Source organism: Arthrobacter sp. OV608, assembly GCA_900110595.1.
Taxonomy (GTDB): Bacteria; Actinomycetota; Actinomycetes; order Actinomycetales; family Micrococcaceae; genus Arthrobacter.
Genome location: FOEZ01000003.1, coordinates 42,650 through 59,636, shown reverse-complemented (window position 1 = coordinate 59,636; position 16,987 = coordinate 42,650). Strand labels below are relative to the sequence as shown.

Here is a 16,987-nt window from a genome sequence, read left to right as displayed (position 1 = left end):
GTCAGCCAAGCAGCGCGCTCCAGTCTACGGGGCCACTGGCTGCCGGCTTGGCGGGGGTCCGTCCGGGCCGCGCAGCGTTCCGGGGCTTCGCCTTCGAACCTGGCTCTGGAAGGGCCGGAATGGGCGGTCCCCAGGGCAGGGCGAAGGCGGGCACCAGTTCACCGAGCTGGACACCGTGCGGCGGCACCACCAGCACACCGTCTGCCGAAGCCAGGCCCCGCATCATGCCGGGGCCCGTATGCTGCGCCGGCGACGCCATTCCGTACAGCAGGCGGAACGGCATCAGGCGGGTACGCCCCGGGTCGGGTTCGATGATGCTTCCACAGGGTACCTCCTGGGTGTCCGGCAGTTTGCCGTGGCCCAGTGCGGCGAGCAGCGGCGCCCCCACGGTGGACAGCGCCATCATCGCGGCAAGGGGATTCCCCGGCAGGCCCAGCACAAAGCGCCCGTCCGGCAGTTCCGCGAGGACGGCCGGATGCCCAGGCCGCATGGCTATGCCATCGATGATGAGCCGTCCGCCCAGTTCGGCAACCGCCTGGCGGAGGTGGTCCGTGCCTGACCGTCCGGTCCCTCCCGTGGTGATGACGACGTCGGCCGGCAGGTCCGGTGCGCCCGGCGCCTCCGGGACCACATCTTCGAGTGCTGCGAGCCACTCGGCGTACGAGTCGCCGATCCGCTGCTGTTCGCCCGCGATCCCGCCGAGCATGTTCACGACGGCCGGCAGTTGCGGACCGAAAGTGTCCCGCACCTTGCCGGGAACCGGGACGCCCTTTCCGATCACTTCGGAGCCCGTCAGCAGCAGGCGCACCATGGGCTTGCCCTGGACAGGCAATTCGTCATATCCGGCCAAGGCAGCCAGGGCCAGATGTGCGGGGTTGAGCTGCACGCCAGCCTTCACCAACACGTCCCCCGCCAGCGCTTCTTCCCCCGCTTTCCGGATGTGCTGGCCGGTGCGCGGCTCACCGGGCCTGGCGCTGCCGCCGGTCAGCAGGACCGGCAGTCCGTCCTCATCTTGGCCCAGCAGTGCACTCTCGCTGCGAAGTATTGCTTTCCCGCCCGGGGGAATGAGACCGCCGGTCACAATGGGACTTGCCTGGTGCGGCGCAAGGCGCGTGCCCGGTTCCACCAGGATCCACGGCCCCGTCCCGTTGACCGCCCAGCCGTCCATGGCCGACGACGCGTAGTGCGGCATGTCCTGCAGTGCCACGATATCCCGGTCCAACGTGCGGCCCAGGGCCAGGTGCAACGGCACCGGTCCGGCTGGAATTGGGGTTGCCGCCTCGAAGGCAGCCTGCCGCGCCTCCTCCCAGGTATGGGCCAGGTGCCGCGTCTCCTCCGGCTGGTCTGTTGAACTCCGTTCTTCCCCGGGTTCTTCAGTCATTCGCCGGAAGCCCCGGCGGCTTCAGCGTCGTAATCGGCAGCCAGTGAACGTGCAACAGCCAAGGCGTCCTCCATGGACGAAGCCTCGGTGCTTTGCCCGGAGCCCGAGGCAAGGCCGGCGGCGTAGCCGGCAATGAAGGTGGTCAGGGGTGCCGCCGGCCGCACAACGGAGTGCGCAGCAACGCCCGCGAGGGCAAGGATGGCGTTAACGTCCACCTGGACGTCCTCAAGCTCATAGGCCTGGAGGAGGGACCTGCACCATTCCTCCAGTGTTTCATCCTGGCTTTTCACTCTTTGCCTCCCAATTCAACTGCTGCCGCGCCGGTCCTGGCGCACGTCCGGCTGCCCGGCGTCAACTCCTAATGCGGCGGCATCATCCCAGGTATCCACATCATCTGTGGTGCCGGCGAGGACGGTGACAAGCTGCACGTCCAGACTAGCAAGGAGGGACCGCATGGAACCGTTGATTAAGCCGCCCCGCGAAGACAGCGCCTGAACTGCCCTTTTTAACCCGCTTGTGCGGTAAAAACCCAGCAGCATTTGGGCCGTTCCGTCGTCAGAACACGCCATCACTCCGTCCCCGGCGCCAGCCGGGGACGCAAGGCATTGCGCCAAGGTTTCCACGGCGCCCGCGGCCCTGGGCATATCGCAGGCCAGCACCAGGGTGAAGTCCCGTCCGCCGCCTGCACGGCCCAGCGCTTCCAGCCCGGCGGCGACCGCCGCAGCCGGTCCTGCGAACTCCGGCTGCTCGCGGCAGGCGAGGACCCCCGCAGGCAACGGACCGGAATCCGGGCCCACCACGGCGATGAGGGACGCCGCGGAACAGGCCGCAAGCGAATGCTGCAGCAGGGTGGCGCCTTCAAAGACGAGTCCCTGCTTGGGTACCCCGCCCAGGCGGGAGGAACGGCCGCCCGCAAGGATCAGGGCGTCGAAGTCCAGCCTGTCTGATTCCACTCCACCAGCTTAATCCGGAACGGGGCCCGGCCGGGCCGGTGAGGCACCGTCAGGCAGCACGCTCCGGCAGCAGGAACGGATCCCAGGCAGGAGTGGGCTTCTCCAGTTCCTTGATCTGCCAGATGGTGCCGTGCGGAGGCTCGGGCACGAACCGCAGCTTCCAGCCCATCTCCGCCGGAGTGTGATCGCCTTTAACGTTGTTGCACCGCAGGCATGCCGCCACGAGGTTCTCCCACGAATCCGCACCGCCGCGGGACTTGGGCTGGACATGGTCGATGGTGTGCGCAGCTTTTCCGCAGTAGGCGCATTTGTGCCCGTCGCGCCGGAGCACTCCGCGTCTGCTCACCGCCGTGGACTGGTTGTATCTGGGGCGGATGTAGCGGTTCAGGAGGATCACGGACGGGCGGCCCAGGATCTCCTGGGGACCCACCACAGGATCGTCCCCTTCAGCCACAACGCTCGCCTTGTTCGTCAGCACAAGCACCAGCGCCCGGCGGAAAGAAATAACCGCCAGCGGTTCATATCCAGCATTCAGAACGAGAGTGCGCATGCACGTACCTCTTCACGGCCGCACCCGTCAGGGGCACGAGGGCCGGCTGCCCTCGGCATGTCCGGGCTATGGATCGACACCACAAGAGTAAACAAAGAAGTGTGCTATCGGCTAATTCCGAGGAAGGGACAGGCCGTGTCCGTTCGCGACGGCAGCCGCGACCCGACTGCTTAAACGAACACAGCCCCTGCCTTGCGGCTGGGGCTGTGTTCGTTGCTGACGCGTCCGACTAAACGGACTGCGATGTCAGAAATATCAGTTGACGCGGATGAAGACGGGGCCGGAGCCAACGTTTGCGCTGAAAACAACGGTCTGGTTGCCGTTGTAGCCGCCGTGTACCGCCTGGCCGTTACCGGCGTAGACAGCGATGTGGGCCATGCCGGCGCCGCCATCGGCGTAGTAGATCAGGTCGCCCGGCTGCGCTTCAGCAGCGCTCACGGTACGCCCCAGGGAGAGGTAGCCGGCGGGCCAGTCGTGGAAGTTGATTCCGACGGCGGCCAGGGAGTTGGTGACCAGCATGGTGCAGTCCTGCATCACGCCGAGCTGGGCGTAGGCGGCGGAAAGGATGGCTGCACCCTTGCCGGACGCGGAAGCCTGGGCTGCGGGAGCGGCAGGAGCAGCGGCGGAAGCAACCTTGGCGGTGACCTTGGGAGCAGCAACGGGCTGGGCGGCAGGAGCGGGAGCGGCTTCCTGGACCTCAACCTCGGGTTCCGGAGCTTCCACCACGGGAGCCGGAGTGGTGGTCACTGCGGGCTTCTCGAAGGAAATGGCGATGGTGGACTCAGCCGAAATCGGAGCCTCAACCGTCGATTCAACTTCCAGGTTGGAAGCCGGAGCGGAGTCACGCTGGACGTTGGTGTCTGCGGCGTTGGCTGCCAGGCCGCTGGTCAGGACCAGGCCGGAAGCGGCAGCGATCACTGCTGCCTGGCGGCCGACGCCGCCTGCGTTGTCGCCGACAGCCTTGGCAATGATAGCGAGCGAGTTGGTTTTAGTGACCTCGGCGCGATGCCGTGCGGTTGCACGAGTAGTCATCAGTTCTCTCTTTCGTATTCCCCCGTCGCCTTGTAGGCAGACAGGGGGTTTGGACGTGCCGGCATCTTGGGGGTACGCCGGCACGTCCCGAACGGGGATGTGTGATTTAGCGAAAAAAGCTTGGGGGCAAAGAAAAAGCCCTTGGACCCGGAGGTCGAAGAACTAGTTCATTGTGAAGAACGCGGAGGAGCCGGTGGCGGCTACCGCGTGCAGCAGCGTTCCCTGGGAGGGGTTCAGTGCGCTGATCATCATGCCGTTGCCAACGTAGATGCCAACGTGGGCGCCACCGTTCTGCATAACGAGGTCACCGGGCTGCGGAGTGGAGGTCGGCTTCATGGCCGTCCACGCGTTGGTGCGGGGGATGCTGATGCCGGCCTGGGCATAGACCCACTGCGTGAAGCCCGAGCAGTCCCAGCCCGTGACGGGGCTGGTGCCGCCCCATACGTACGAGTGGCCGATTCCGGTGTAGGCGATTGCGGCGATGCCCGAGGTGGAAGCAGAGGAAACAGTCTCGGCCAGCTTCTCCGTAGCGGAGGCAGCAGTACCGGTGGCAGCGTTTCCAGTAGCGGAGGCGGTGGACTGGGTGCGTACGGTCTGCACCTTGGGAGCAGCTGTGGTCTTGACCACCGGGCGCTCGAAGGACACGGTGGCCGTGGGGGCGGCAGTAACGGCAAGCGCGCTCTGGGCCGACCCGGACTCGGTGGAAGCGGAAACACCAGCGGTGTTGTCCGCGGCAGTGGCCGGCAGGCCCATGCTCAGGATCAGGCCGGAGGCAGCTGCGATGACTGCAGCCTGGCGACCAACTGTCCCGGCATTGGCACTAACGGCCTTGGACACAGTATCCAAGGGGTTGGTACGAACCGTTTGCGCACGGTGGCGCGCAGAATTATGGCGTGAAGACACGAAGGTAGCCTCTCCCAATGCCTGCGAGGTGAGCTGTCGGATTCGGATGGGAGTCACCCGGCCGCGCTGCTTCCTGGGAAGCTTTGCGACTTAACCCCAAGGCCCTTCCATGGAAAGGCCAAAATTGGTTCCCCCGCCCCTGCCAGACGATGTCATGCGAACGGACCTTGAGCGGTGGCAGAGCTAGGCAATCCGCACAAGAGCGTCAACTTCGGAAAAGTTGACGCGAGTTAGACGGTACAGCAGTTTTGAATGAATGTCACATTCAGGTCACGGCAAGTCAAGATCATCTGATAGTTCACCGTCACTTGACTAGAGCCAGCCAGTGGGATCAACCACTTCGCCGTTGACCTGGACCTCGAAGTGCAGGTGGCAGCCCGTGGAGGCTCCCGTGGTGCCGCTGAGCGCGATAACTTCCCCGCGCGACACGGTCTGCCCTTCCTTCACACTGGAGGACGACAGGTGGTTGTAGGTGGTTTCCAGCCCGTTCCCGTGGTCGATCACAACGCGGTTCCCGCCACCGAACTGGTGCCAGCCCACAAAGGTCACGGTTCCGGTGGCGGCGGCCATAACGGAGGTGCCGCACTGCGCCACATAGTCCTGTCCGCGGTGGAAGTCGCCGGTGCCGCCGGTGATGGGGCTGACGCGGTAGCCAAAGGGCGATGCGGTGGTCATCACGGCGAGCGGAGCGCCGAGGCTGCCGGCCGAGGCGGCGCGGCTGATGGCGCCCGCCGATTGTGCACTGAGCAGCTGCTTCAGCTTGCCGTCCGGATCAGCCTGGGTCACCACGGCGGAGCGGCTGAAGTCGATCTGCGCTCCGGCTTCGGCTGAAATCTGCGGCTGGGGCGCCACGGCGGAGGCGGCAACAGGCGTAGCGCCCGAAGCATCAGTGGCCATAACGGGACTGGTGGCCGGAACCGTGACCGTAAGGACCAGGCCGGTGGCGGCAAGGGCAACGCCGGCCTTTTGGCCGATGCCGCTGGCGGACGCGAACTCGGTAATCTGGCGGAGGGGACCCCGACGGCGGCGCGCATCACGGTGGAGATCGCGGGGGCGCTCCGAGGTGATGACTTCGACAACACGCGGTGTCGAAGCGGGGCCCGCCGCGCGGCGGCGTCCCCTGGAATTCTGCATGGTCAAGAAGGGTTCCTCTCTGGAAAGCCTGCGAAGTTAGCTGTCGGATTCGGGTCAGAGAGTTCAAAGACCCGGTCCGCCGTAAGCAAGCTTCGGCACAGAGATATCCCGGGAGGGATCCTTCACTGGAAGAGGCTTGCTGCTGACGGACTTCACCCCAAGGCAGTCCCCCGCTGCCGCTTGTGGTTCCCCCGCCTCTGCCAGTTACGACTCGTGCTCCTGATCCGCTGGCAGAGCTCGGCTCCAGATCAGGTAACGCTTTAATATCAACGCTTGGTTCAACTATAGGGGCTTAAGGCCCTTAGTAACAATTCCGTTATCTTTGGGTATATGCCCCGTGATGGGGTAGTCAGCCTCTTAAGCTGCAGGCTGGCGAATGGCGACAAAAACGTGCGCGGCCACCTCGGGCGGCAGTTCCAGCGCCCCTTCAATACCCGGAACCCGTACCGAAATGTAATCGCCCACCCGCTCCAGGGCCACTGCGGCGCCCGGCCGGATACCGCCCTCGTCGAGCTGGGACAGCAGTTCCGGTTCCACTTGAATGGGTTCTGCAAGCCGGCTCACAGTCACCTCTGATGCCGGACCATAGGACTTCATCGCATCCAGGAGGCTGATGGCGCCGTCGGCAAAACCCAGGGACGGCGTGCCGCCCAGGGCTGCCAGGCCGGGAATCGGATTTCCGTACGGTGATTCGGTGGGGTGGTTGAGCAACTCGTAGATGCGCCGCTCCACCCGTTCGCTCATCACATGTTCCCAGCGGCAGGCTTCGTCATGGACGTAGGCCCAGTCCAGTCCGATCACATCGGCAAGCAGGCGCTCGGCGAGCCGGTGCTTGCGCATAACCTCCGTTGCGCGCTTGCGGCCCGTTTCCGTGAGTTCCAGATGCCGGTCTCCGGAGACAACCACCAGCCCGTCCCGCTCCATCCTGCCGATGGTCTGGGAGACGGTGGGCCCGGAGTGGCGGAGCCGTTCGGCGATGCGCGCACGAAGAGCAACGATGTTCTCTTCCTCAAGCTCCAAAATGGTCCGAAGGTACATCTCCGTAGTGTCGATCAGATCCGTCATCCAGCTCAGCTCCTCGAGCGCAGTACCTTGCGTTGTCCCACCGTATCGCCTTACACCGCGACGTAGTCCGTGGAAAAGCTTAGCCTATTTTGACTTTGTCCGAATAGTTCGCACGTGTGCTATGGGGGCGTCTCATTGACTGGACTATGACGGTCCGGGTTCCCGCGGAATCAGCGCTTCAGGCAGAATGAGGAAGGCCCTGGTTGCAGTCACCGCAGACTGCCGGCCGCCAACACCCGTCCGGACCACAGTTATGTCCATGCCGAAATTGGAGCACCCGTGAGCGAAACCAGCATCACTATTCCCGCCGATCTCCTCCCCAAGGACGGACGGTTCGGCGCTGGGCCTTCCAAGGTCCGGCAGGAGCAGATTGATGCCCTGTCAGCCGCGTCAAAGGACATCCTCGGCACCTCCCACCGCCAGGCCCCGGTCAAGAACCTCGTGGGCTCCGTCCGCGAGGGACTGAGCCAGTTCTTCCGGGCACCTGAAGGGTACGAGGTAGTTCTTGGCGTGGGCGGTTCCACGGCATTCTGGGACATCGCCAGCTTCGGCCTGGTCGAGAAGAAGGCGCAGCATCTTTCCTTTGGTGAGTTCGGCTCCAAGTTTGCCGCAGCCACCAACAACGCACCCTTCCTTGAGGCGTCCTCCATCATCAAGTCCGAGCCCGGCACCCGCCCCTCCGCGCAGGCTGAAGCCGGCGTGGACGTTTACGCCTGGCCGCAGAACGAGACCAGTACCGGCGTCTCCGCTCCCGTACAGCGCGTCTCCGGCGCGGACGAGGGCTCGCTTGTCCTGGTGGACGCCACCTCTGCTGCCGGCGGCCTGGACGTCGACGTGGCACAGAGTGACGTTTACTACTTTGCCCCGCAGAAGAACTTTGCCTCCGACGGCGGGCTGTGGCTTGGCCTGTTCTCCCCTGCCGCCCTGGAACGCGCCGCCCGGATCAAGGCCGGCGACCGCTGGATCCCCGACTTCCTGGACCTGCAGACCGCCATCGACAACTCCCGCCTGAACCAGACGTACAACACCCCCTCGCTGTCCACCCTGGTGACGCTGGATGCACAGGTGCAGTGGCTGAACTCCAACGGCGGCCTGGACTTCGCGTCCAAGCGCACCGCCGATTCCGCCGGCCGCATCTACAGCTGGGCCGAGGCTTCCGGGTTCGCCACTCCCTTCGTCACCAACCCGGACGAGCGCTCAAACGTCATCGCCACCATCGACTTCGACGAGTCCGTGGACGCAGCCGCAGTGGCCAAGGTCCTGCGCGCCAACGGCATCGTGGACACGGAACCCTACCGCAAGCTGGGCCGCAACCAGCTCCGCATCGCAACGTTCGTGGCCATCGAGCCGGCCGATGTTTCGGCCCTGCTGGAAAGCATCGACTACGTCGTGGGCGAGCTGCGCAAGTAGCCAGGACGCTTTAACGTACGACGGCGCCGCCCGGGTTCATCCCGGACGGCGCCGTTCGTTCGTGGTCAGGAAGTCCTTGCTTCGTCGCCGGGCTGCCCGCCGTCGTCGTCAGGCTCCCCGTCCCCGGACTCCTGGTCCTGCTCCTGTTCCCCTGCGGCCGGCCCAGCTGCTGCGTCGTCCGCCGCAGCTGGTTCCGCCGAAGCTGGCTCCTGGACGCCAGGCTCAACTTCAGCAGTTTCCTGCTCCGGTTCCTGCTCATCTTCGGGCCGGACCCGCTCCGCCCACGGAACCCATTCCGGGGCAAGGATGGAGTCCTCGGACGGCAGCAGACCCAACTCGTTGACGGTGACCACCTTGGAGCGTGAGTTCCGGGTCAGGACCGCGAACCATTGCCAGCCACCGTAGCCGGGCAGCCGGGACTCAAAAAGATGCGTCACCAGGCGGTCGCCTTCGCTCCTGGCTGCCAGGTGCCGACCAATATCCTTTGCCGCCGTAATGCCTTCGATCGCAGTCCGGGCAGTGTCCACCGCGGCGGCAAGGAAGGCGTCGGGCTTGCCGGTCCGCCATACGGGCACACCTGCACGCGGCTTGGGGCTCCGCACCGGCGCAGGCGCGGCGGCCCGTGATGCGGCGGTGGCGGTAACCGGCTCATCCTGCTCCGGTTCCCGGGACGCGAACTCCCGGGAGTCAACTGCCGGCTGCGGCTGATCAGCTTCCGAACTCATCTGGGCCTAAACGTCCAGCTCGTCGGCAACCTTACGCAGGGCGGCGGCGATGGCCTTGCCCTTGTTGCCTTCCGGGTATTTGCCTTTGGAGAGCGTTCCGGACAGGTTGTCCAGCACGCTCACCAGGTCCTGGACCAGCGGGGCAAGATCGCGGGCGCTGGGCCGTTTCGCCTTGGCGATGGACGGCGTCTTATCCAGCACGCGCAGTCCCAGGGCCTGGGCACCCTTGCGTCCGTCGGCGACCCCGAACTCAACGCGGGTGCCGGCCTTCAGCTCCGTGACACCCTCGGGCAGCGAGGATTTGGGCAGGAACACTTCCTGGCCGTCTTCGCCCGCAAGGAATCCGAAGCCTTTGTCCTTGTCATACCACTTGACCTTGCCGGTAGGCACGTAATCAACCTTCTTCGTTCTGACGTCTTGAGACACGGCCAGCCGTCACCGCATCCGCATTGTTGTGCGGGTTCAGGGTATGGCGGCTGAAGACCGTGTTGGTCTATATCCCTCAAGGTTATCCTGCCCGATGCCCTAATCCTGCTTTCATCGGCGCCCGGAGACGCATGCCCGCACTGTCGGACCGGGCTGTTAGCGTTACGTCCATGACTCCCTCGCGTTACCGGCGGCCCCTGACGATTTTCGCCGCGGTTATTGCCGTGCTCTCGCTGGCGGCGGTGGCTGCCGTCATGGCGTTTGCGTTCGCCGGTGCGGTAGCCCCCGCCTGGGTCACTTACACCGCGCTGTACGGGCTGCCGCTGGCGTTCCTCCTGATGCTGTTCCTTGTCCTGGACAGCGTCGCCGGGCGCCGCCGGGCAGGAAAACCGGACGGGCGGTAACGTTGGACTGATGTCCCTTATTCGCGCGCTCAGCAAGGACCTGGAGGCCCGCAGCGACGATTCGTTGCGGTCCCTGTTCGACGCGCGGCCGGACCTCATCTCCCCCGCCGTTCCCGATTTCGCCGCCCTCGCTGCCAGGGCCAGCGGAAGGGTCAGCGTCCAGCGCGCCCTGGAGCGCCTTAACCGGCCCCAGATGCAGGTCCTGGAAACCCTCCATCTGTGTACAAACACCGATACCAAGCACAGCGCGTCAGCCGCGGGCCTGCGCACCCTTATTTCGGGGTCCACCCTTGCTGCCGTGGAACGCATCCTGGCGTCGCTGCAGGAACTGGCGCTGGTACACCGTGCCGAACCGCCGCACGGAACTCCGGCCGGCAAGCAGCGCTACTACCTTCCGGTGGGCAGCCTCAAGGACGTGGTGGGGATATACCCGGCCGGGCTGGGACGGAGCTACACCGAACTGGTGCGCCTCCAGCCCGCGTTCGCGCAGCGGGCCGTCCAGCTTGTTTCCGAACTCCACCGCAGCGGCGTCGCCATCCATGGCGCCACAACGCCCATGGAGGCGGCGCTGGCGCTGCAGCACTGGACGTCCTCCCCAGAGGCCTTGCACAGCATCCTGTCCACGGCCCCCGAACGGACCACCACGCTGCTCGCCAAATTCCGTAACTGGGCCATGGGTGCCGTCCCCCAGGCCCAGCGCAAGGCATCCATCGCCACTGAGGGATCCGACGTCGGGCCTGTCGACTGGCTCCTGGCCCGCGGCCTGCTGGTGCCGCTGGACGCCGCCCACGTGGAACTGCCGCACAGCGTGGGACTTTCCCTGCGCGGTGGGGCCATTATCAATGACTTCACGTTGTCGCCGCCGGTCCCTGAACTGGGCCGCACCAGCGCCGCCCTGCGCCGCAACGCCGCGCTGGGCGCCATCGCGGAAACCCTGCGGCTGGTGGGCGAAATGCTCCATGCCGTGAAGGAACAGCCGCTGGCCACGCTCCGCAGCGGGGGCGTGGGCGTCCGGGAGATGAGGCGGCTGGCTGACGTCCTCCGGATCGACCAGCCACGCGTCGGGCTGCTCCTGGAGCTCTGCGGGCTTGCCGGCCTGATCCGTCTTGACGTCGACTCGTCCTCGTGGATGCAGCCGCCCGAATTGGAGTGGCTGGTCCTGCCCCGGCAGGAACAATGGCTCTGGCTGGTAAACGCCTGGCTGGCCAGCGAGCGCGTACCGTCCATGGTGGGCCAACCCATCAGCGGGACACCCGGAGCAGCGGCAGGGCACCGGGCTGCATCGGGGAGCACGGTCATAGCGTTATCGGCCGAAGCACAGCGGCCTGACGCCCCCGTGGTGCGCAAGCGGATCCTGGAAATCCTCAACGAACTCACCCAGGAGGCGGCGGCACCGGACGGAACCGCGCCGGTCCTTGATGCTGCCGCAGTCCTGCAGCGCGCCGAGTGGGCGCAGCCGCGGATGGCGCGGCGCTTCAGCTCCCTGATCCGGGGTGTGCTGGCCGAAGCGGAAATCCTCGGTTTGCTGGGTTCCGGAGCGCTCAGCCAGCTGGGAAGCGCCATCGCCGGCGACGACCCCGACGCCGCACTCACCATCCTTGGTGAGCACCTGCCGGCAGAGCTGAACCACGTGCTGCTCCAGGCGGATCTTACTGCGGTGGCGCCCGGCTACCTTGCTCCGGCGCTCAGCGAAAAACTGCTGCTGATGGCGGACGCGGAAGGCCAGGGGCCGGCCACCATCTACCGGTTCTCACCGGAGTCCATCCGCCGCGCCTTGGACGCCGGGCACGATGCCGCGTTCTTGCTGGACTTTCTGCGGGAGCACTCGGCCACAGCCGTTCCCCAACCGCTGCAGTACCTCGTGGAGGATACGGCGGCACGCCACGGCAGGCTGCGGGTGGGTGTGGCGGCCAGCTTCATCCAGAGCGAGGATGAGGCGGGCCTGCTTGAACTGCTGCGGGGGCCCAAAGCCGAGGGGCTCGGCCTGGTCCGGATTGCTCCCACCGTCCTGATTTCTTCGGCTCCCCCGCGCGAAACAGCGCAGGTGTTGCGCAGCCTGGGTCTCTCCCCGTCGCTGGATGAATCGGAACAGCCCGTACTCCGGCTCCGGCGTGTTCCCGCCCCGCATGCCCCTTCCCGGCCCGTCTACACCGCCCCGCGGACAGCACCGGAACCTGAGGAAATACAAGCCCAGCTGGACGTGCTCCGCCACCGCCCGGCCGCCGTCGTAAGCCCTGCCGGGCAGGCGGATTTCGGCTCCGAGGCGGCCACCCAGCTGGGGCTCGAGGCCCTGCAGCGCGCCATCCGGCTGAAGCAGCGGATCAGCATGAACGTGGTGGACGGCATGGGGAATGCCAACCTGGAGATCGTTGTTCCACTCTCAGTGAGCGGCGGGCGCGTCCGGGTCTTCGACCCCGCCAAGGACACCGAACGGGTTCTTTCCATCCACCGCATCATCGACATTGAGGCTGCAGAGGAACTGCACCAGTGAAGGACTTCCCCGCGTGAACGACGGACCCCTGATTGTCCAGAGCGACAAAACCATCCTCCTTGAGGTGGACCATGAGCTCGCCACTGAAGCCAGGCACGCCATCGCGCCGTTTGCTGAACTGGAACGCGCACCGGAGCATGTCCACAGCTACCGGCTGACGCCGCTGGGACTGTGGAATGCCCGCGCCGCCGGACTGGACGCCGAAAAGGTCCTGGACACGTTGCTGAAGTATTCGCGCTTTCCGGTGCCGCACTCGCTGCTGATCGATGTCGAGGAAACCATGTCGCGGTACGGCCGGCTGCGCCTGGAAAAGGACCCGCAGCATGGGCTGGTCATGCGCACGGACGATTACCCCGTGCTCGAAGAAGTGATCCGGTCCAAAAAGATCCAGCCCCTCCTGGGTCCGCGGATCGACGGCGAAACGGTAGTCGTTCACGCTTCCCAGCGCGGGCAGCTCAAGCAGCTGCTGCTCAAGATCGGCTGGCCGGCGGAGGACCTGGCCGGCTACGTGGACGGCACCCCGCACCTGATCGCCCTCAACGAGGACGGCTGGAAACTGCGGCCCTACCAGCAGATGGCCAGCGACAATTTCTGGGCCGGCGGCAGTGGCGTGGTGGTGCTTCCCTGCGGGGCGGGCAAAACCCTGGTGGGCGCGGCGGCGATGGCCACCGGCTCCACCACCACCCTGATCCTGGTCACCAACACCGTGGCCGCCCGGCAGTGGAAGGACGAACTGCTTAAGCGCACGTCCCTCACCGAGGACGAGATCGGCGAATACTCGGGGGCCCTGAAGGAAGTCCGCCCTGTCACCATTGCCACATACCAGGTGCTCACCACCAAGCGCGGCGGGCTGTATCCGCACCTGGAACTGGTGGACGGGCATGACTGGGGCCTGATCATCTACGACGAGGTCCATTTGCTGCCTGCCCCGATCTTCCGGATGACGGCGGACCTGCAGGCCCGGCGCCGCCTGGGCCTGACCGCAACACTGGTGCGTGAAGACGGCCGCGAGGGCGAGGTCTTCAGCCTGATCGGCCCGAAACGGTACGACGCGCCGTGGAAGGACATCGAGTCCCAGGGCTACATCGCCCCTGCCGACTGTGTGGAGGTCCGCGTGGACCTGCCGCGGGACGAGCGCGTCGCCTACGCGATGGCCGAGGACGCCGACAAGTACCGGCTCTGCGCCACGTCCGAATCAAAGACGCAGGTGGTGGAGCAGCTCGTGGCGCGGCACAGCGGGGAGCAGCTGCTGGTCATCGGCCAGTACATTGACCAGTTGGACGAGCTCGGCGAGCGCCTCCAGGCGCCCGTCATCAAGGGTGATACCTCGGTCAAGGTGCGCCAGAAGCTCTTTGATGCCTTCCGGGCCGGGGAGCTCCAGACGCTGGTGGTGTCCAAAGTGGCCAACTTCTCCATCGACCTGCCCGAGGCGTCGGTGGCAATCCAGGTCTCCGGTTCCTTCGGGTCGCGGCAGGAGGAAGCACAGCGGCTGGGCCGGCTGCTGCGGCCCAAGAAGGACGGCCGGGCTGCAAGGTTCTACTCGCTGGTGGCCCGGGACACCCTGGACCAGGACTTCGCCGCCAAGCGCCAGCGGTTCCTCGCCGAACAGGGTTATGCCTACCGGATCATGGACGCGAAGGACGTGGAAAAAGCGGAGTAGTCCTCTCCGGCGGCTTCCCTCCCCGGGCTCACTGCGGTACAGCGCATACTGAAAGGATGAGACGTCCTGTGGAACCCTTTGTACCGCAACCCGGCCAGGAATCCGTTTGGGACTATCCGCGGCCACCGCGCGTTGAGCCCAGTGAAGAACGGATCCAGATCGTCTTGGGCGGTGAGCTCATCCTTGACGCCTCTCAGTCACTGCGCGTTCTGGAGACCAGCCACCCGCCGGTCTACTACTTCCCGCGGCAAGCCTTCGGGGCCGGCACGCTTGAGCCGGCAACGGGAAGCAGCTATTGCGAGTTCAAGGGGACGGCACGGTACCTCGATGTTATTGGCGGCGGCACGGTGGCCCCTGCGGCGGCGTGGTTCTACCCTGAACCGTCGCCGGGCTTCACCGCACTGGCCGGTTACGTGGCCCTGTACCCCGGCCGGATGGACCACTGCGAGGTGGACGGCGAGCGTGTCCGTCCCCAGGGCGGCTCGTTCTATGGCGGGTGGATCACCAGCAGGGTGGTGGGCCCGTTCAAGGGCGAACCGGCAACGGCGTTCTGGTGAATCGCTGCTCCTGCCGGCACTCCTTCTCACAACGGCCTTCCAACAAATATCCAGACAACTCCCAGAGTCTGGGAGCATGATGGGAACATGAACAAGAACGGCCCTGAAGCGAAGCTCCTTGTGGTGGACGATGAACCCAACATCCGCGAGCTGCTGTCCACCTCCCTGCGGTTCGCCGGATTCGACGTCGTCTCCGCAGCCAACGGACGCGACGCCCTTGCCGCCGCCGACCTGCATTCACCGGACCTCGCCGTCCTGGACGTGATGCTCCCGGACATGGACGGGTTCACCGTCACCCGGCGGCTCCGCGCTTCAGGCAAGCACTTCCCCGTCCTGTTCCTGACCGCCAAGGACGACACCGAGGACAAAGTCACCGGCCTCACCGTCGGCGGCGACGATTACGTCACCAAGCCCTTCAGCCTGGACGAGGTAGTGGCCAGGATCCGCGCCGTCCTGCGCCGGACGCAGCCCTTGCTCGACGACGACGCCGTGATCCGGGTGGATGACCTGGAACTCGACGACGACGCCCACGAAGTCCGCCGCGGGGGCACCGTCATCGAACTCTCCCCCACCGAGTTCAAGCTGCTCCGCTACCTCATGCTCAACCCCAACCGGGTGCTGTCCAAGTCGCAGATCCTGGACCACGTGTGGGAATACAACTTCAACGGTGACGCCTCCATCGTGGAGTCCTACATCTCCTACCTCCGCCGGAAGGTGGATCTCGACCCTGAAGCTCCAGCCCTGATCCAGACCAAGCGTGGCGTGGGGTACGTGCTTCGGACGGCAGAAAAGCGCTGACCTTGCTCCAGCGTTGGAAGTCGGCCTCCCTCAGGACGCAGCTCGTGGCCATGATCATGGCCCTGCTGATCGTTGCACTGACCGTGACCGGCGCGGGAACCCTGACCCTGCTTCACAGCTACCTGCAAGGCCAGGTGGATGACAAGCTGTATGCCGCCGTCGAGCTGGCCGGGAAGCAGCGCTCCTTCACGCAGCTGCAGACCCCCAATCCTCCGGTTCCCACCGACTACTCCTTGATACTTTTTGTCCCGGGACAGGAACCCTATCCGTTTGGTGGTGACGCCGAGAAGCATCCGGACATCAATTCCATCAGCGTTGAGCAAGCCCAGGCCCGCGGAGTGGTCCCGTACCAGGTGAGGGGTACCGACGGGCAGAACTGGCGGGTTGTTGCGGTGACCGTCCAGACTAACCAGACCACGGCGGTTGTTGTCATCGGGCTGCCGCTGCAGAGCGTCGATGATGTGCTGAAGCACGCCACGCTCGTGGTCACAGGCGTTGGCCTCCTGACCCTGCTGCTGGCGTCCCTGATCGCAAGCTGGACCGTGTCGCGGTCCTTCCGGCCGCTGGCCAGGGTGGAGAAGACGGCAGCCGCGATTGCGGCCGGTGACCTTTCCCGCCGTGTGGAAGTGGAGAACCCGGGCACCGAGCTGGGCCGGCTGAGCAGTTCGCTGAATGCGATGCTCGCCCACATCGAAACGGCGTTCGCCGCCCGGACGGCCTCGGAGGCGAGGATGCGCAGGTTCGCTGCCGACGCCTCACACGAACTTCGGACCCCGCTGGTGACCATCCGCGGTTTTTCCGAGCTGTACCGGCACGGTGCGTTAACCACTGACGAGGACGTTGCCACCGCCATGGGAAGGATCGAGAGCGAAGCCAAGCGCATGGGCTCCATGGTGGAGGACTTGTTGCTGCTGGCCCGCCTTGACGAGCAGCGCCCGTTGCAGCGCAAGCCGGTGGACCTGCAACTGATCGCCCACGATGCGGTGGTGGATACGCAGGCCAGCTCGCGTTCGCGGGTGATCTCCCTGGTGGGGCTCAACGGCGGCTCCGCGGCGCCTGCGCCCGTGCTGGGCGACGAGGCCAAGCTCCGGCAGGTGGTGGGCAACCTGGTGGGCAACGCCCTGCGGTACACCCCTGACGACACCCCCATTGAACTGGCTGTTGGTGTCCACCTTTCAGGGGACGGGCAGGAGCGGTCCGTTATCGAAGTCCGCGACCATGGACCGGGTATCTCCGAGGAGGATGCGTCCAAGGTTTTTGAACGCTTCTACCGTGCCGACACGTCCCGCACCCGTGAGACCGGCGGCAGCGGCCTGGGCCTGGCCATTGTGGCCGCTATTGTCGGATCCCACGGCGGTTCGGTGCGGGTTGCCACTACCGACGGCGGCGGGGCCACCCTGGTGGTCAGCCTTCCCAAGCGCGAAGACGCGCCGATGGAGGCCAAAGCCGAGGGCAGCGACGAGGTTATCCACATATAGCTTTCCGCCATGGCACCGTT

Annotated in this window: 17 protein-coding genes and 2 riboswitches; of the genes, 7 read left to right on the top strand and 10 right to left on the bottom strand. The window is 65.7% G+C overall.

Annotated features, from left to right (window positions below):
- Position 1 precedes the first annotated feature (1 nt).
- From BMX78_RS05100 to BMX78_RS05070, 8 genes are all read right to left on the bottom strand, one after another.
- Complete coding sequence (locus BMX78_RS05100; RefSeq protein ID WP_091417232.1) at positions 2 to 1,381, bottom strand: molybdopterin molybdotransferase MoeA; 1,380 nt, start codon at positions 1,379 to 1,381, stop codon at positions 2 to 4.
- Positions 1,378 to 1,671: a DUF6457 domain-containing protein gene (locus BMX78_RS23010; protein ID WP_170850692.1), complete on the bottom strand. Its 294-nt coding sequence runs from the start codon at positions 1,669 to 1,671 to the stop codon at positions 1,378 to 1,380. Before BMX78_RS23010 ends, BMX78_RS05100 begins: the two co-directional genes overlap by 4 nt.
- Before the next feature lie 15 nt (positions 1,672 to 1,686).
- Positions 1,687 to 2,334: a molybdenum cofactor guanylyltransferase gene (gene mobA / locus BMX78_RS05095; protein ID WP_286138795.1), complete on the bottom strand. Its 648-nt coding sequence runs from the start codon at positions 2,332 to 2,334 to the stop codon at positions 1,687 to 1,689.
- A gap of 49 nt (positions 2,335 to 2,383) precedes the next feature.
- Positions 2,384 to 2,884 (bottom strand): HNH endonuclease, encoded by a 501-nt coding sequence (locus BMX78_RS05090; RefSeq protein ID WP_091417229.1) that lies wholly within the window; start codon positions 2,882 to 2,884, stop codon positions 2,384 to 2,386.
- Between the two features lie 255 nt (positions 2,885 to 3,139).
- A complete protein-coding gene (locus tag BMX78_RS05085) occupies positions 3,140 to 3,916 on the bottom strand; it encodes an NlpC/P60 family protein (protein ID WP_091417228.1) in 777 nt (258 codons plus the stop codon).
- A gap of 162 nt (positions 3,917 to 4,078) precedes the next feature.
- A complete protein-coding gene (locus BMX78_RS05080; protein WP_091417226.1) occupies positions 4,079 to 4,753 on the bottom strand; it encodes a C40 family peptidase in 675 nt (224 codons plus the stop codon).
- 70 nt (positions 4,754 to 4,823) lie between these two features.
- Positions 4,824 to 4,984: riboswitch (cyclic di-AMP (ydaO/yuaA leader) on the bottom strand.
- Between the two features lie 147 nt (positions 4,985 to 5,131).
- Positions 5,132 to 5,953 carry a M23 family metallopeptidase gene (locus BMX78_RS05075; RefSeq protein ID WP_091417224.1) on the bottom strand — a complete coding sequence of 274 codons (822 nt, stop codon included), beginning with the start codon at positions 5,951 to 5,953 and terminating at the stop codon, positions 5,132 to 5,134.
- 10 nt (positions 5,954 to 5,963) lie between these two features.
- A riboswitch (cyclic di-AMP (ydaO/yuaA leader) is annotated at positions 5,964 to 6,175 on the bottom strand.
- A 135-nt stretch (positions 6,176 to 6,310) separates the two neighbouring features.
- Positions 6,311 to 7,018, bottom strand: coding sequence for an iron-dependent transcriptional repressor DtxR (locus BMX78_RS05070; protein ID WP_091417222.1), 708 nt, complete (start codon positions 7,016 to 7,018; stop codon positions 6,311 to 6,313).
- Between the two features lie 279 nt (positions 7,019 to 7,297).
- Between BMX78_RS05070 and serC the strand changes: the two genes are divergently transcribed.
- Complete coding sequence (serC, locus tag BMX78_RS05065; protein WP_091417221.1) at positions 7,298 to 8,428, top strand: phosphoserine transaminase; 1,131 nt, start codon at positions 7,298 to 7,300, stop codon at positions 8,426 to 8,428.
- 65 nt (positions 8,429 to 8,493) lie between these two features.
- Here serC and BMX78_RS05060 read toward each other — a convergent pair whose 3' ends face one another.
- Both BMX78_RS05060 and BMX78_RS05055 read right to left on the bottom strand, forming a co-directional pair.
- Positions 8,494 to 9,153 carry a DUF3027 domain-containing protein gene (locus BMX78_RS05060; protein ID WP_091417219.1) on the bottom strand — a complete coding sequence of 220 codons (660 nt, stop codon included), beginning with the start codon at positions 9,151 to 9,153 and terminating at the stop codon, positions 8,494 to 8,496.
- A 6-nt stretch (positions 9,154 to 9,159) separates the two neighbouring features.
- The gene (locus BMX78_RS05055; RefSeq protein ID WP_009358151.1) at positions 9,160 to 9,543 is read right to left on the bottom strand and encodes a cold-shock protein; all 384 of its coding nucleotides are present in this window, start codon (positions 9,541 to 9,543) and stop codon (positions 9,160 to 9,162) included.
- A gap of 206 nt (positions 9,544 to 9,749) precedes the next feature.
- Here BMX78_RS05055 and BMX78_RS05050 point away from each other — a divergent pair, with 206 nt between their 5' ends.
- The 6 genes from BMX78_RS05050 to BMX78_RS05025 all read left to right on the top strand — a co-directional run bounded on the left by BMX78_RS05050 (position 9,750) and on the right by BMX78_RS05025 (position 16,967).
- Positions 9,750 to 9,983 carry a hypothetical protein gene (locus BMX78_RS05050; protein WP_091417931.1) on the top strand — a complete coding sequence of 78 codons (234 nt, stop codon included), beginning with the start codon at positions 9,750 to 9,752 and terminating at the stop codon, positions 9,981 to 9,983.
- A gap of 10 nt (positions 9,984 to 9,993) precedes the next feature.
- Entirely contained in the window at positions 9,994 to 12,474 is a 2,481-nt protein-coding gene (locus tag BMX78_RS05045; protein ID WP_091417217.1) for a helicase-associated domain-containing protein, read from the top strand.
- Between the two features lie 13 nt (positions 12,475 to 12,487).
- On the top strand, positions 12,488 to 14,134 hold the full coding sequence (locus BMX78_RS05040) for a DNA repair helicase XPB (RefSeq protein ID WP_091417216.1): 1,647 nt from the start codon (positions 12,488 to 12,490) through the stop codon (positions 14,132 to 14,134).
- A gap of 56 nt (positions 14,135 to 14,190) precedes the next feature.
- Entirely contained in the window at positions 14,191 to 14,691 is a 501-nt protein-coding gene (locus BMX78_RS05035; RefSeq protein WP_091417214.1) for a DUF427 domain-containing protein, read from the top strand.
- 87 nt (positions 14,692 to 14,778) lie between these two features.
- On the top strand, positions 14,779 to 15,489 hold the full coding sequence (locus BMX78_RS05030; RefSeq protein WP_091417212.1) for a response regulator transcription factor: 711 nt from the start codon (positions 14,779 to 14,781) through the stop codon (positions 15,487 to 15,489).
- Between the two features lie 2 nt (positions 15,490 to 15,491).
- Complete coding sequence (locus BMX78_RS05025) at positions 15,492 to 16,967, top strand: sensor histidine kinase (protein WP_211482546.1); 1,476 nt, start codon at positions 15,492 to 15,494, stop codon at positions 16,965 to 16,967.
- Positions 16,968 to 16,987: the final 20 nt, after the last annotated feature.

What these genes read in the sequence shown, in the direction of transcription:
- BMX78_RS05100 (WP_091417232.1), bottom strand. Translation starts at nt 1,381, where the DNA reads ATGACTGAAGAACCCGGGGAAGAACGGAGTTCAACAGACCAGCCGGAG.
- BMX78_RS05070 (WP_091417222.1), bottom strand. Translation starts at nt 7,018, where the DNA reads ATGACGGATCTGATCGACACTACGGAGATGTACCTTCGGACCATTTTG.
- BMX78_RS05090 (WP_091417229.1), bottom strand. Translation starts at nt 2,884, where the DNA reads ATGCGCACTCTCGTTCTGAATGCTGGATATGAACCGCTGGCGGTTATT.
- BMX78_RS05060 (WP_091417219.1), bottom strand. Translation starts at nt 9,153, where the DNA reads ATGAGTTCGGAAGCTGATCAGCCGCAGCCGGCAGTTGACTCCCGGGAG.
- BMX78_RS05030 (WP_091417212.1), top strand. Translation starts at nt 14,779, where the DNA reads ATGAACAAGAACGGCCCTGAAGCGAAGCTCCTTGTGGTGGACGATGAA.
- BMX78_RS05075 (WP_091417224.1), bottom strand. Translation starts at nt 5,953, where the DNA reads ATGCAGAATTCCAGGGGACGCCGCCGCGCGGCGGGCCCCGCTTCGACA.
- BMX78_RS05045 (WP_091417217.1), top strand. Translation starts at nt 9,994, where the DNA reads ATGTCCCTTATTCGCGCGCTCAGCAAGGACCTGGAGGCCCGCAGCGAC.
- BMX78_RS05050 (WP_091417931.1), top strand. Translation starts at nt 9,750, where the DNA reads ATGACTCCCTCGCGTTACCGGCGGCCCCTGACGATTTTCGCCGCGGTT.
- BMX78_RS05085 (WP_091417228.1), bottom strand. Translation starts at nt 3,916, where the DNA reads ATGACTACTCGTGCAACCGCACGGCATCGCGCCGAGGTCACTAAAACC.
- BMX78_RS05035 (WP_091417214.1), top strand. Translation starts at nt 14,191, where the DNA reads ATGAGACGTCCTGTGGAACCCTTTGTACCGCAACCCGGCCAGGAATCC.